Consider the following 13122-nt stretch of genomic DNA (forward strand, 5'->3'; position numbering starts at 1 on the left):
ATGACTGAACTCCCCCTGATCGGCGAGGCAATCGCCGTCGCCGCGCACGATTCCGGTGTTCGCAAGCTCACCGGTGCGAAGATCGGCGTCGTCACCTTCCCCGGCACCCTGGATGACCGCGACGCCGCCCGTGCAGTCCGGCTGGCCGGCGGCACCGCAGTGCCGCTCTGGCACGCGGACAGCGCGCTGGGCGACGTCGACGCCGTCGTGATTCCCGGTGGATTCTCCTACGGAGACTACCTCCGCGCCGGCGCCATTGCCCGCTTTGCGCCGCTGATGTCCAAGATCATCGACGCGGCCAACTCCGACGCCAAGCTGCCCGTGCTGGGCATCTGCAACGGCTTCCAGATCCTGACCGAATCGCACCTGCTGCCCGGTTCCATGATCAAGAACGACCACCTGAAGTTCATGTGCCGTGACCAGGTCCTGCGGGTTGAAAACAGCAACACTGCGTGGACGCTCGACTACGAGGCCGGCCAGGAAATCACCGTTCCCCTGAAGAACCAGGACGGCCAGTACATCGCGGACGAGAAGGTCCTGGATGCCCTGGAGGCCGAAGGCCGCGTGGTGTTCCGCTACGTGGGCTTCAACCCGAACGGCTCACGCCGCGACATCGCGGGCATCTCCAACGCCGCGGGCAACGTGGTGGGCCTTATGCCGCACCCGGAGCACGCCGTGGAGGCCGGTTTCGGCCCCTCATCCCTCGACGGGGTCGGCGGTTCCGACACCGACGGCCTCGGATTCTTCACCTCCGTATTGAACAAGATTGTGGGAGGCGCCAAGTGAGTACCTCAGCTGAAACCGTTGGCAGGAAGTTCAACATCGACACGGTCGAGAACGCTGCCAAGACCCCGGACACCGAACTCCCCTGGGCCGAGCTGGGCCTGAAGCAGAACGAGTTCGACGAGGTTGTCAAGGTACTGGGCCGCCGCCCCACCGGCGCCGAGCTCGCCATGTACTCCGTGATGTGGAGCGAGCACTGCTCCTACAAGTCCTCGAAGAACCACCTGCGCCAGTTCGGCGAAAAGGTGACCGACGAGATGAAGAAGGACATGCTGGTGGGCATCGGCGAAAACGCCGGCGTCACCAACCTGGGCGACGGCTGGGCCGTGACGTTCAAGATCGAGTCCCACAACTCGCCGTCGTTCGTGGAGCCCTACCAGGGTGCCGCCACCGGCATCGGCGGCATCGTCCGCGACATCATCTCCATGGGCGCCCGCCCGGTGGCCGTGATGGATCCGCTGCGCTTCGGCGCCATCGACCACCCGGACACCGCCCGCGTGATGCACGGTGCCGTCGCCGGTATCGGCGGCTACGGCAACTCCCTGGGCCTGCCGAACATCGGCGGCGAAATGGTCTTCGATTCCGTGTACCAGGGCAACCCGCTGGTCAACGCGCTGGCCGTCGGCGTTATGCGCCACGAGGACATCCGCCTCGCCAACGCCTCCGGCAAGGGCAACAAGGTGGTGCTGTTCGGTGCCCGCACCGGCGGCGACGGCATTGGCGGCGCTTCGGTGCTGGCCTCGGAGTCCTTCGATGACACCAAGCCCTCCAAGCGCCCGGCCGTCCAGGTGGGCGACCCCTTCGCGGAGAAGGTCCTGATCGAGTGCTGCCTGGAGCTGTTCAAGGGTTCCCTCGTTGAGGGCATCCAGGACCTCGGCGCCGCCGGCATCTCCTGCGCCACGTCCGAGCTCGCCTCCAACGGCGACGGCGGCATGCAGGTCGAGCTGACCTCGGTGCTGCTCCGCGACCCCACGCTGACCCCGGGCGAGATCCTGATGTCCGAGTCGCAGGAACGCATGATGGCCGTGGTGACCCCCGAGAACATCGCCGCCTTCGAAGCGGTCATGGACAAGTGGGCCGTGGAGTACTCCTGGCTGGGCGAGGTGACCGACACCGGCCGCCTGATCATCACGTGGGAAGGCGAAGTCATTGTCGACGTCGACCCGCGCACCGTTGCCCACGACGGCCCGGTATACGACCGTCCGTACGCACGCCCTGAATGGCAGGACTCCGTCCAGGCCGACTCCTTCACCGGATCGGTCCAGGACGCCGGCCGGCCCGCCGCCTCCGCGGAACTGGCCGCTGCCGTGACCGAGCTCATTGCCTCGCCGAACATGTGCAGCAAGGACTGGATCACCAACCAGTACGACCGCTACGTCGGCGGCAACACCGCGCTGGCGTTCCCGGACGACGCCGGGGTGGTCCGCGTGGACGAGGAAACCGGACTGGGCGTGGCCCTGGCCACCGACGCCAACGGCCGCTACACCTACCTTGATCCGTACCATGGCGCACAGCTCGCCCTGGCTGAGGCCTACCGCAACGTCGCCACCTCCGGCGCCGTTCCGATGGCCGTCAGCGACTGCCTGAACTTCGGCTCCCCCGAGGATCCGGATGTCATGTGGCAGCTCGCCGAGGCCATCCGCGGCCTGTCCGACGCCTGCATGGTGCTGGGCATTCCGGTCACCGGCGGCAACGTCTCGCTGTACAACCAGACCGGCACCACGCCGATCCACCCCTCCCCCGTGGTGGCAGTGCTGGGCAAGCTCGACGACGTCGCCCGCCGCACGCCGTCGGGCTGGCGCGAGGACGGCCAGGCCATCTACCTGCTGGGTACCACCGCGGCAGAACTGGACGGATCCGAATGGGCGAACATGCGCGGCCACCTCGGCGGCCTGCCGCCCAAGGTTGACCTCGCCGCCGAACGCGCGCTGGGTGAAATCCTGATCAACGCCTCCCGTGACGGCATGGTGGACTCCGCCCACGACCTCTCCGAAGGCGGCCTCGCGGCAGCCCTGGTGGAGTCCTCGCTGCGCTACGGCGTGGGTGCGCGGATTGCACTGCAGGACGTCATGGACCGCGACGGCGTGGACCTGTTCACGGCGCTGTTCTCCGAGACGCAGGGCCGCGCGGTTGTTGGTGTGCCGCGTTCCGAGGAAGTCCGCTTCACGGACATGTGCACCGCCCGCGGCTTCGCCCACACCCGCATCGGCGTGGTGGACGCAGCCAGCGGTCAGCTGGAGATCAACGGCGTGGACACCCTGTCCCTCGCCGCCCTCCGCGAAGCCCACGAGGCCACGCTGCCGAAGTACTTCGACTAATCCCGCTGCACCACCAAGCGCGAACGGCTAAGCGCGAACGGACACTTGAGGCCCCTTGTTCCAGGGCCTCAAGTGTCCGTTCGCGCTTAAGGGCTGGTCAGTCGTCGCTGCGGAGCTCCCGCTGGCGGGCGCTGAGGAGCTCGAGTTCCGGGCGGAAGGCCACGAAGCGTTCGACGGCGGTAAGCACCTCCACGAGGTGCGCGCGGTCTGCTGCCACCAGGCCCGCTCCCAGCTGTGTCCGCCGGTACTGTTCGTGGTCACCCACCTCGGCAACGGAAACCTCGAAGCGCCGCTTCAGCTCCGCCAGCAGGGGACGCACCACGGAACGCTTCTCTTTGAGGCTGTGAACGTCGCCCAGGAGAATGTCGAATTCGATCCATCCGATCCACATGCCATAAGCCTATCCATTGCCCCCCACCGGCATCCTCGCCTCGCAAACGATGACGTCAGATGGTGAGTTCGCCCATCCGGTCCCAGCCGTCGCCGTCGAGCTGGCGGCTGATGATCCGGGGCGTTTCCGCGAGGGCCTGCGGCATGTCCGCCATGGCCTTCTGGAAGTGTGCGCTGTTGACGTGGTCGCCCGCGGCGTCGTCCTTGAAGGCTTCCACGAGGACGAACTCGTCGGGGTCATCCACGCTGCGGGACCAGTCGAACCACAGGTTTCCCGGCTCCTGCCGCGACGCCTGGGTGAAGTCCTCCACCAGGCCCAGCCACTTCTCCGACCAGTCGGGCTTGACCTTGAACTTGACGACAATAAAGATCACGGGGGTTATGCCTTTCGTTGTGTTTCTGCTGTCAGGCCGCCGGCAAGGGAGTGCTCGCACTCCTCGATCGCCTCACGGGCCCATTTCTGCTGCTGGGGAGTGCCGATGCGTTCCGCCCATTGCTCGGCCAGCTGGAACTCCACCAACGCTTCGGTAAAGCGCCCGGCCTGGTGCAGCGTCCAGCCGAGGTTGTTGTGCAGCGAGACCATCCAGCGCTTGGTCCGCGGTTCGTGAACCGTTGAGGCGTACTCGAGGGCGCTGCGGGTCCAGGACTCGGCATGCGCAGGGTCGGCGATGGCCAGCATGTGCAGCGCGTCAACGGCCAGGAATTCCTCGCTGAGATGGTCCGCGAGTTCTGCGGCCTGTTCAAACAGCGGAACGGCCATTGCGGCATGGCCGCTGGAGTTCAGCAGCCGGCCGCGCTCCAGCAGCACCCGCACGGCCACGGTGGGCTCGTCGGCGTCGATCGCATCCAGGAGCGCATCGGCTTCCTCGTAGCGGCCCTGCAGGCCGATCGCCCGCCCCACCTGGGTGGCGAGTTCCGCCTGTTCGTCGGCGTCGTACTGTTCGTCTGCAGCGGCCGTCCGGAAGCGGACTTCCGATCCGGCGGGGTCATCAAAATTCCACAGTTGGTCAAGGGTTTTCTGTTCCAGCATCCACCTGCTCCTGCTCAGCTTTCACCTGCGGCCAGTTCGTGTGCACTCCCAATGTATCGGGAAGTGACATGCCTTTGTGCACGGGCCGTGACGGCGCTGCCGGCAGCGAAAAACCAGTTCGACGGCCGGCTGAACGCTGTGATCTTCAGGAACACCCGGCCCTGGCCGTCCAGCTCCACTTCAAATGCTTCCTCGCCTTGCACCGGGTGGCCGGGCAGCGTTCCGTAGCCGAAACCGGCGCTTTGCGGACCGCCGCCGGGCACCGGGCGCCGGACCCACACCACCTCGCAGGGAGCGTTGATCCGGAAAGGCCCGACGCCGAATCCGCTCACCACGCGAGCGCCGGGCCTCACGGTGTCGGAATCAGTGCGGACGCGCAGCCCGGACCGTTTCTGCAGCTGCCAGGCCAGGATGCCCTGGGCCACCCTCCGGTAAAGCGCCGGCCCTTCGCCGAGGTAGGCCTGCGTGACCACACAGGGCATGCCGTCCGGCGGCCGGCCATGTTCGGTGGACCCGATGCCGGGGTAATCCAGGCCGCCCCGGGCAAAACGGCGGGCGCCGCGACCCAGGCGGAGGCTGCCGGTTCGGCCCTCCCCGCGGCCACGCCTCATGCGCTGTCACCCCGGGCGAGCCCTGCCCATCCAAGCTGCTCGCGCTGCTTCCTGCTCAGCGTGGCCACCACCAGGTCGTACGAGTCCTCCACCATGTCCCGGATCATGTCGTCCGGCAGTGATCCGTCCAGCCTGACCCCGTTCCAGTGGGTTTTGTTCATGTGCCAGGCACCGGTGATCTCAGGGTGGATCGCCCGCAGCTGTTCGGCCAGCGCAGGCTCGCATTTAAGGCTCACGGTCCAGTCCGCCGGGTCCATGGCGGACGCCGCGAACATCTTGGCCTCGTGCCGCGCCCCGCCCGGCACCGCCGCCCTCACCTTGAAGACTGATGTTTCAGGCCCGAACGGGAAGTCTTCAAAAGTGCCCGGAAAGCCCAGGCAGATCGCGCGGAGGGTGGCAACGTCCATGGCACGAGCCTATCCGGACTCCTGGTGGATCAGACAGGGCATCAGATGCCCACGCGCCAGCCTTCGCGGGCGGGACACTCGTTGACCACCACGTCCAGCCCGGCTTCCTTCGCCCGCTCCACGGCGGCGTCGTCGAAGACGCCGAGCTGCAGCCACACCGCCTTGGCACCCACGGCAATGGCCTGGTCGATGACGGCCCCCACCCTGTGGGAGTTCACAAAGCAGTCCACGACGTCGATCGGATGCTTTTCCGCGGGGATGTCCGCCAGCGATCGGTACCCCTTCTCGCCGTGGACGTCGTCGCCGGGAAGGTTGACCGGGATGATTTCCATGCCCATCCGGTCACGGATGTAGAGGGAAACGTCATACGCCGAGCGCCATTCGTTGGTGGTGAGGCCCACCACCGCCCAGGTGCCTTTGGTTCGCATGAGTCGCTCAATGACTGCCGGATCGTTAACGTGGGCCATGTATCAACCTTACTCCTGCGGCGATTCCGGCCAATCCCCGAATATATGAATGAATGGAACCGGCATGCCCGGGCGATGAACGAATATTACAGCCCGAAAGCCCCGGATTTTGTGAAATCGTGCATCTCGGCTCTAGTAGGTAATGACCATCCCGAGCGGCCGAGAGACCTGGATCGATGAAGCCGCAGCAACCCCCGGTGACGTGAGACGACCATTCCCACGGAACTGTTCCATTCTCTTTCGATGAAGATCGAGGGAACCAAGGGAACTACGGGTGCTACTGCCAGGACCGATGGAGTGCTGCAATGACCCCAGAGATTTCTTCCGCCCTGCCCACCCTTGCCCGGATTCCGTCCGAGGCAACCCCACAATCCACTTCGGACGCGACGGCGAACGAAGCAGGGCTGCGTGACGCGCCCGGCTCCTCTCGCGGCTCTTCGGGATGGTCCCTGACCGAGCCCACGGACGGCGCAGTGCACGGCGTCCCCATTGACGGACCGGCGCGTCACCGCAGTACCACCCAGGTTGAATTCTGGGAAGAACAGGCCCTCCGCCTCGACTGGGCTGAGCCCTGGCACACAGCCCACCGGCGCGTGCCGGCAGACCTGGACGCCGGCACCGGCCCGGACATCACCTGGTTTGAAGGCGGCAAACTCAACGTCTCCTACAACTGCGTGGACCGCCATGTTGCGGCAGGCCGCGGCGACAAGGTGGCGCTGCACTTCGAGGGCGAGCCCGGCGACCGCAGGGCCATTACCTACGCCGAACTGCAGCGCGAAGTGGCCAAGGCTGCCAACGCGCTCCTGGCACTGGGCATCGCCCAGGGCGACCGCGTGGTCATCTACCTTCCGGTCATCCCCGAAACAGTCATCATCACCCTCGCCGTGGCACGCATCGGCGCCATCCATTCCCTGGTGTTCGGCGGCTTCTCCGCCGAGGCGTTGAAGTTCCGCGTCGAGGACACGGGGGCCAAGCTGCTGGTGACCACGGACGGCCAGTTCCGCCGCGGCGTGTCCGTGCCGGTCAAGGACAACGCGGACGCCGCTGTGGCCGGGGACAACGCAATCGAGCACGTCCTGGTGGTCAACCGCACCACCCCTGCCGAACAGCTCGCAACCGTCCCCATGACCGCCGGCCGCGACGTGTGGTGGCACGACGCCGTCGGGCAGGCCTCCGACAACCACGAACCCGAAGCGTTCGACGCCGAGACGCCCCTCTTCATCATGTACACCTCCGGGACCACCGGTAAGCCCAAGGGCCTGGTGCACACCTCCGGCGGCTACCTGACGCAGGCGTCCTGGAGTTTCGAGCACCTGTTCAGCAACCCGGACCCGGCGCTCCGGGACCGGGACGTGCACTGGTGCACCGCCGACCTCGCCTGGGTCACGGCCCACACCTACGAGATCTACGGCCCGCTCTCCAACGGCGTCACCCAGGTGATCTTCGAAGGCACCCCGAACACTCCGCACCCGGGCCGGCACTTCGAGATCATCGAGCGCTACGGCGTGACCCAGTACTACACCGCGCCCACCCTGGTCCGCTCGCTCATGGGCTGGTTCCCGGACGGCGTGCCGGACAGCTACGACCTCTCCTCCATCCGGATGCTGGGCACCGTGGGCGAAGCCGTGAACCCCGAGGCCTGGCGCTGGCTCCGCCGGAACGTCGGCGCCGGCACCGCCCCCGTGGTGGACACCTGGTGGCAGTCCGAAACCGGCGCCACCATCCTCTCCCCCGCCCCGACGGACACCGAGTTCAAACCCGGCTGCGCCGCCCGTCCGCTGCCCGGCGTCAGCACCCGGATCGTGGACGACGCCGGCAACACCGTGCCGCCCGGCGTCCAGGGCTTCATTGTGGTGGATTCCCCCGGCCCGGCCATTGCCCGCACCGTGTGGGGCAACCCGCAGCGCTACTTCGATTCGTACTGGCGCAAGTACGCCGCGCAGGGCTGGTTCCTCGCCGGAGACGGGGCCAAATACGACGACGACGGCGACATCTGGATCCTGGGGCGGGTGGATGACACCCTCAACGTCTCCGGCCACCTGCTGTCCACGATCGAAATCGAGTCCGCGCTCGTCTCCCACCCGGCCGTCGTGGAAGCGGGCGTCTGTCCGGTGGCAGACCCCAAGACCGGCCACGCGATCGTCGCGTTCGTGGTGCTGAAGGGCGGGGTTCCAACAGAGGTGGCCAACGACCTCCGCAACCACGTCGCGAAAGAGATCGGGCCCATCGCCAAGCCGCGCGACGTCGTCGTGGTTCCGGACGTGCCCAAGACCCGCAGCGGCAAGATCATGCGCCGGCTGCTCACCCAGCTTTTCGAGGGAACCGCCCTCGGCGACACCACCTCACTCCAGAACGAGCCGGCAATCGCCGGCATCCAGGATGCCCTGGCCGGCTACGCCGCCACCGTCCCGGCATCTCCCCTCAACGGACAGAAGTAAAGGACACATCATGAACGACATCAGCAACGTTGCCCGTCTTTCCGAGCCGCTCAAGTTCGCCTACTGGGTGCCGAACGTCTCCGGCGGCCTGGTGGTCTCCACGATCGAACAGCGCACCGGCTGGGACTTCGACTACAACAAGAAGCTTGCACGGATCGCCGAAAACTCCGGTTTCGAGTACGCCCTGACGCAGACCCGGTATGCCGCCTCCTACGGTGCGGACAAGCAGCACGAAGCCACGTCCTTCAGCCTGGCGCTGCTGGCGGCGACAGAGCGGCTCAAGGTCATCTCGGCCGTCCACCCCGGCATGTGGCACCCCGGTGTGCTCGCCAAATACATCATCACCGCGGACCACATCTCCAACGGCCGCGCCGCCGTCAACATCGTCTCCGGCTGGCTCAAGAACGAGTTCACCAACTTCGGCCTCGAATGGCTCGAACACGACGAACGCTACGTCCGCACCGAGGAATTCATCAAGGTGCTCCGCGGCCTCTGGACCGAGCAGGAATACAGCCAGTCCGGCAAGTACTACAACATCACCGACTTCACCCTGAACCCGGCGCCGGTGGACGTTCCGGGCCGGGCCCACCCGGAGATCTTCTTCGGCGGCAACTCCACGGCGGCCCAGGCCACGGCCGGCCGCGTGGCCGACTGGTACTTCTCCAACGGCAAGGACCTGGAGGGCTTCAAGGAGAACATTGCGGGCGTGGTTGCTGCTTCCGGTGAGACCCGGCGCGGCACCGAGGGCGGTCTGCCAGCCGCTTTGCCCTCTCCGCGGTTTGGCCTCAACGGCTTCGTCATCGCCCGCGACTCCGAGAAGGAAGCCCGCGACACCCTCCGCGAAATCGTGGAAAAGGCGCACAAGCCCGCAGTCCAGGGCTTCCGCGACGCCGTCCAGGAAGCCGGCGCGTCCACCAAGGACGGCAAGGGCATGTGGGCCGACTCAAGCTTCGAGGACCTGGTCCAGTACAACGACGGCTTCAAGACCCAGCTGATCGGCACCCCCGAGCAGATCGCCGAACGGATCGTGGAGTACAAGAAGATCGGCGTGAACCTGTTCCTCACCGGCTACCTGCACTTCCAGGAGGAAGTGGCCGCTTTCGGCCAGGACATCCTGCCGATCGTCCGCGAACTCGAGGCGGACCTTGCTTGTAAGCACGGCACCGAACTGGACCTTTCCCAGACCCCCGTTGCTTCCGTGGGGGTGGCCGCGTAATGGCTGACCGCAAGTTTGGTTTCCGCACCCGCGCGCTGCACGCCGGCGGCACCCCTGACGCCGAGCACGGCGCCCGGGCAGTGCCGATCTACCAGACCACCTCCTTCGTGTTCAAGGACACCCAGGACGCCGCCAACCTCTTCGCGCTGCAGAAGTACGGCAACATCTACTCCCGCATCGGCAACCCCACGGTGGCCGCGTTCGAAGAGCGCATCGCTTCCCTGGAGGGCGGCATCGGCGCTGTTGCGACGTCGTCCGGCATGGCCGCGGAATTCATCACCTTCGCCGCACTGACCCAGGCCGGCGACCACATCGTGGCGGCCTCCCAGCTGTACGGCGGCACCGTCACCCAGCTCGATGTGACCCTCCGCCGTTTCGGGGTGGACACCACGTTCGTCCCGGGCACGGATCCGGCGGACTACGCCGCCGCGGTCCGGGAGAACACCAAGGCGATCTTCGTCGAGGTGGTGGCCAACCCGTCCTCGGAAGTCCAGGACCTTGACGGGCTGGCAAAGGTGGCGCACGACGCCGGCATCCCCCTCGTGGTCGACGCCACCTTGAGCACGCCGTACCTCGTGCGGCCGATCGAACACGGGGCGGACATCGTGATCCACTCCGCCACCAAATTCCTGGGCGGACACGGCACCACGCTGGGCGGCGTGATCGTCGAAAGCGGCCGCTTCAACTGGGGCAACGGCAAGTTCCCCACCATGACCGAGCCCGTGGCCTCCTACGGCAACGTCTCCTGGTGGGGCAACTTCGGCGAGTACGGCTTCCTGACCAAGCTCCGCTGCGAGCAGCTGCGCGACATCGGTCCGGCCCTGTCACCGCAGTCCGCCTTCCAGCTGCTGCAGGGCGTGGAAACCCTCCCCCAGCGCCTGGACGAGCACCTGAAGAACGCCCAGGCCGTGGCCGAATGGCTTGAGGCCGACGAGCGGGTGGCCTACGTGAACTTCTCCGGACTGCCCTCGCACCCGCACTTTGAGCGGGCACGGAAGTACCTGCCGCTGGGGCCCGGCTCGGTATTCTCCTTCGGCGTGAAGGGCGGACGGACTGCGGGCCAGAAGTTCATCGAGTCCCTGCAGCTGGCCTCGCACCTGGCCAACGTGGGCGACTCGCGGACCCTCGTGATCCACCCGGGTTCCACCACCCACCAGCAGCTGAGCCCCGCTCAGCTCGAATCCGCCGGCGTCCCCGAAGACCTGGTCCGCATCTCCGTGGGCCTGGAAGACATCGACGACATCCTGTGGGACCTGGACCAGGCGCTGGAGGCGGCGTCCTCCTCGGTGGTTGAGCCTGTCGAAACCTGCACGATCGGAGCAATCGCATGAGCGCAGAATCCAGGACCTGGGAAGGCCCTACCGCCCCGGAACGGCTGAACCTGCTCCGGCAGGCAAAGTCCATTGCCATTGTGGGCGCCTCTGACAAGCCGTCGCGGGCCAGCTACTTCGTGGCCACGTACCTGCAGTCCTCCACGCGGTACAAGGTGTACTTCGTGAACCCCGTTGTTAAGGAGATCCTTGGCCAGCCTACCTACGCCTCCCTGGCCGACCTTCCCGAGAGCCCGGACATCGTGGATGTGTTCCGCAAGCACGACGACCTCCCGGGCGTCCTGGACGAGGCCGTCGCCGCGGGCGCCAAGACACTCTGGCTGCAGCTGGGCTCGTGGCACGAGGACGTGGCCAAGGAAGCCGAAGCCGCCGGGCTCGACGTCGTGATGGACCGGTGCGTCAAGATCGAGCACGCACGCTTCCACGGCGGGCTCCACCTGGCAGGCTTCGACACAGGCGTTATTTCCTCCAAGCGGCAGGTACTGGCCTAAAGCGGCCCCCGCCGCCTGGCGTCTACCGCAGCTTGCCGAGCCAGCGGCTGATCGGATCCAGGGAAGAGTCCAGCGCGGAGTCGAGCAGGCCCGTGCTGGACTTTTCCTTCTTCCGGCCGGACTCGCCGCGAACCTCACTGCCTTCCTCCGGAGCCGGAGCGGCTTGTTCCGAGAGCATGCCACCCTCCTGCAGGGAGCCCTGACCGGACTGTTCGTCCGCTGAAGCATCACTCTTGCCTGCGCGTGGGCTGTCGGCATCCGGCTGCCCTGCTTTGCCATGGCCGGAAGCCGCGCCGGGAGCCCAATCCGAACCCTTCACAGGCGGAAGCTCGCGGGTATCGGGCGGCGTTGCTGCCGATTGTCCTTTGGCGTGCTCCTGGGCCGCCGGGGCTGCCGGCGGTTCGGCCGGCCCGTCTACGGCTGAAGGACCCTCGTGGTCAAGCTGCAGGAAGAGCGGAGAAACCCACCCCGCCGGTCCGTCCTGGCCAGTAGCGGCCGGGGCGAGGGGAAGCGTCCAGTCCGGGGCCCAGTCCGTCGTCAGCTGCTGGACGGACCAGAGGCCGGAGCCGTCTTCCGATACCTGGCTGGTGGCGGCCACACCGGTCACTCCGAGACCCATGCCGGCAAGAACGGCAAGGCCCACGACCGTGGGGCGGTGCTGGCGCAGCCAACGCTTCCGGGTCAGTTCATCCCGCGGACCGGCCAGCATGGCAGCAAGTTCGGCCCCGGGAGCGGGAACCGGCATCTGTGCCAGCGAAGCTATGGACAGGAGGGCGGCCCTGAGTTCGGGCACGTCCGTGTGGCCGGCGTCGAGGAGAAGCCGGTCAACGGTCCCACCAGAAAAGTCATCCCTGGTTGTCATGGCGCTACATAGTCCTTTACGGCCGAATGTTCACGGAGTCTGTCCAAAGCACGTCGCTGAAGCTGTTTGACGGCTCCGGCACTCTTCCCCATGATTTCGGCCACTTGCTCCACCGTAAGATCAGCAATGATCCGCAGGGTCAGCACCTCTTTTTGGTCCTCCCCCAGGACCCCAAGCAGCTCAAGCACTTCTCCCGGCGCTACCAGCAGCATTGCCGCGGCTTCAGCCGAGGTGGCTTCCCGCCGGTCAAATTCCGGTTCGAACGGTTGTTTCGGCGGTGTCCGGCTTTGCCTTCGGTGATCGTCGACCATCCGGGCATGGGCCACCGAGAACAGGAAGGTCCTCAGCCCGCTGGCGCCGCCGCTAATGGTGTCTATCCGGGGCAGGACAGCCAGGAAGACATCCTGCATGGTGGCCTCCGGATCCTCGACGCCACGTGCGGTCAGGTATCCCAGTACCTGCGACGCATAGCTCCGGTAGACCAGGTTGAACAACTCGCCATCTCGGCCCTTGAGGGCCCGCAAGGCATCGTCGGTCAGTGCTTCGGTCACGGACGTGGGCTTTCGTTCAAGGGAGATGGCTACATCATTGTATGGCCATCATGTGGCGGCTGTGGGTTGAACCCGCTCAACAACTTTACCCCGGGTAAAGAAGGGGAAAGCCCACAAAGACCGCGCACTCCTGGGCAGGCGCCCTGCTGAACCGGCCCCGGACAAAAAAGAGCCAGGCCGGAAACATGATGGGGGACAGTTCCGGCCCGGCTCTCTTTTTGCAGTCA

At 66.4% G+C, this 13122-nt stretch carries 14 protein-coding genes; 6 read left to right on the top strand and 8 right to left on the bottom strand.

Annotated elements, in window-relative coordinates:
- Together purQ and purL are read left to right on the top strand one after the other, a co-directional pair.
- Positions 1 to 786, top strand: a complete 786-nt coding sequence (gene purQ / locus AC6JAC_RS19310; protein WP_028272238.1) for a phosphoribosylformylglycinamidine synthase subunit PurQ — start codon at positions 1 to 3, stop codon at positions 784 to 786.
- On the top strand, positions 783 to 3101 hold the full coding sequence (gene purL, locus AC6JAC_RS19315) for a phosphoribosylformylglycinamidine synthase subunit PurL (RefSeq protein ID WP_497966144.1): 2319 nt from the start codon (positions 783 to 785) through the stop codon (positions 3099 to 3101). The genes purQ and purL overlap by 4 nt, the downstream gene beginning before the upstream one ends.
- 97 nt (positions 3102 to 3198) lie before the next feature.
- On the opposite strand, the gene AC6JAC_RS19320 is transcribed toward purL, so the two are convergent.
- Genes AC6JAC_RS19320 through AC6JAC_RS19345 form a run of 6 tightly spaced genes read right to left on the bottom strand, consistent with a single transcriptional unit; the run spans position 3199 to position 6006 of the window.
- On the bottom strand, positions 3199 to 3492 hold the full coding sequence (locus AC6JAC_RS19320; RefSeq protein ID WP_028272239.1) for a DUF503 domain-containing protein: 294 nt from the start codon (positions 3490 to 3492) through the stop codon (positions 3199 to 3201).
- A 55-nt stretch (positions 3493 to 3547) separates the two neighbouring features.
- The gene (locus AC6JAC_RS19325; protein ID WP_454697546.1) at positions 3548 to 3865 is read right to left on the bottom strand and encodes a putative quinol monooxygenase; all 318 of its coding nucleotides are present in this window, start codon (positions 3863 to 3865) and stop codon (positions 3548 to 3550) included.
- 5 nt (positions 3866 to 3870) lie between these two features.
- Entirely contained in the window at positions 3871 to 4521 is a 651-nt protein-coding gene (locus AC6JAC_RS19330) for a hypothetical protein (RefSeq protein WP_497966147.1), read from the bottom strand.
- Positions 4522 to 4535: 14 nt separating this feature from the next.
- Positions 4536 to 5132 carry a DUF1990 domain-containing protein gene (locus AC6JAC_RS19335; RefSeq protein WP_497966149.1) on the bottom strand — a complete coding sequence of 199 codons (597 nt, stop codon included), beginning with the start codon at positions 5130 to 5132 and terminating at the stop codon, positions 4536 to 4538.
- Positions 5129 to 5539 (bottom strand): MmcQ/YjbR family DNA-binding protein, encoded by a 411-nt coding sequence (locus AC6JAC_RS19340; protein WP_497966151.1) that lies wholly within the window; start codon positions 5537 to 5539, stop codon positions 5129 to 5131. Before AC6JAC_RS19340 ends, AC6JAC_RS19335 begins: the two co-directional genes overlap by 4 nt.
- A 41-nt stretch (positions 5540 to 5580) precedes the next feature.
- Positions 5581 to 6006 carry a CoA-binding protein gene (locus AC6JAC_RS19345; RefSeq protein WP_497966153.1) on the bottom strand — a complete coding sequence of 142 codons (426 nt, stop codon included), beginning with the start codon at positions 6004 to 6006 and terminating at the stop codon, positions 5581 to 5583.
- Between the two features lie 305 nt (positions 6007 to 6311).
- On the opposite strand from AC6JAC_RS19345, the gene acs reads away from it, so the two are divergent.
- The 4 genes from acs to AC6JAC_RS19365 are packed head-to-tail and all read left to right on the top strand — an operon-like array spanning position 6312 to position 11482.
- Positions 6312 to 8444 (top strand): acetate--CoA ligase, encoded by a 2133-nt coding sequence (gene acs / locus AC6JAC_RS19350; RefSeq protein WP_497966155.1) that lies wholly within the window; start codon positions 6312 to 6314, stop codon positions 8442 to 8444.
- A 10-nt stretch (positions 8445 to 8454) separates the two neighbouring features.
- Entirely contained in the window at positions 8455 to 9660 is a 1206-nt protein-coding gene (gene sfnG, locus AC6JAC_RS19355) for a dimethylsulfone monooxygenase SfnG (RefSeq protein WP_497966157.1), read from the top strand.
- On the top strand, positions 9660 to 10991 hold the full coding sequence (locus AC6JAC_RS19360) for an O-acetylhomoserine aminocarboxypropyltransferase/cysteine synthase family protein (RefSeq protein ID WP_497966159.1): 1332 nt from the start codon (positions 9660 to 9662) through the stop codon (positions 10989 to 10991). Before sfnG ends, AC6JAC_RS19360 begins: the two co-directional genes overlap by 1 nt.
- On the top strand, positions 10988 to 11482 hold the full coding sequence (locus AC6JAC_RS19365; protein ID WP_028272247.1) for a CoA-binding protein: 495 nt from the start codon (positions 10988 to 10990) through the stop codon (positions 11480 to 11482). The genes AC6JAC_RS19360 and AC6JAC_RS19365 overlap by 4 nt, the downstream gene beginning before the upstream one ends.
- A gap of 22 nt (positions 11483 to 11504) precedes the next feature.
- Here the strand turns inward: AC6JAC_RS19365 and AC6JAC_RS19370 are convergent, their stop codons facing one another.
- Both AC6JAC_RS19370 and AC6JAC_RS19375 read right to left on the bottom strand, forming a co-directional pair.
- Complete coding sequence (locus AC6JAC_RS19370; protein WP_497966161.1) at positions 11505 to 12344, bottom strand: hypothetical protein; 840 nt, start codon at positions 12342 to 12344, stop codon at positions 11505 to 11507.
- Complete coding sequence (locus AC6JAC_RS19375) at positions 12341 to 12895, bottom strand: RNA polymerase sigma factor (protein ID WP_497966163.1); 555 nt, start codon at positions 12893 to 12895, stop codon at positions 12341 to 12343. The genes AC6JAC_RS19370 and AC6JAC_RS19375 overlap by 4 nt, the downstream gene beginning before the upstream one ends.
- Between the last annotated feature and the right edge of the window lie 227 nt (positions 12896 to 13122).

The organism is Arthrobacter sp. KUASC02 (assembly GCF_059739395.1).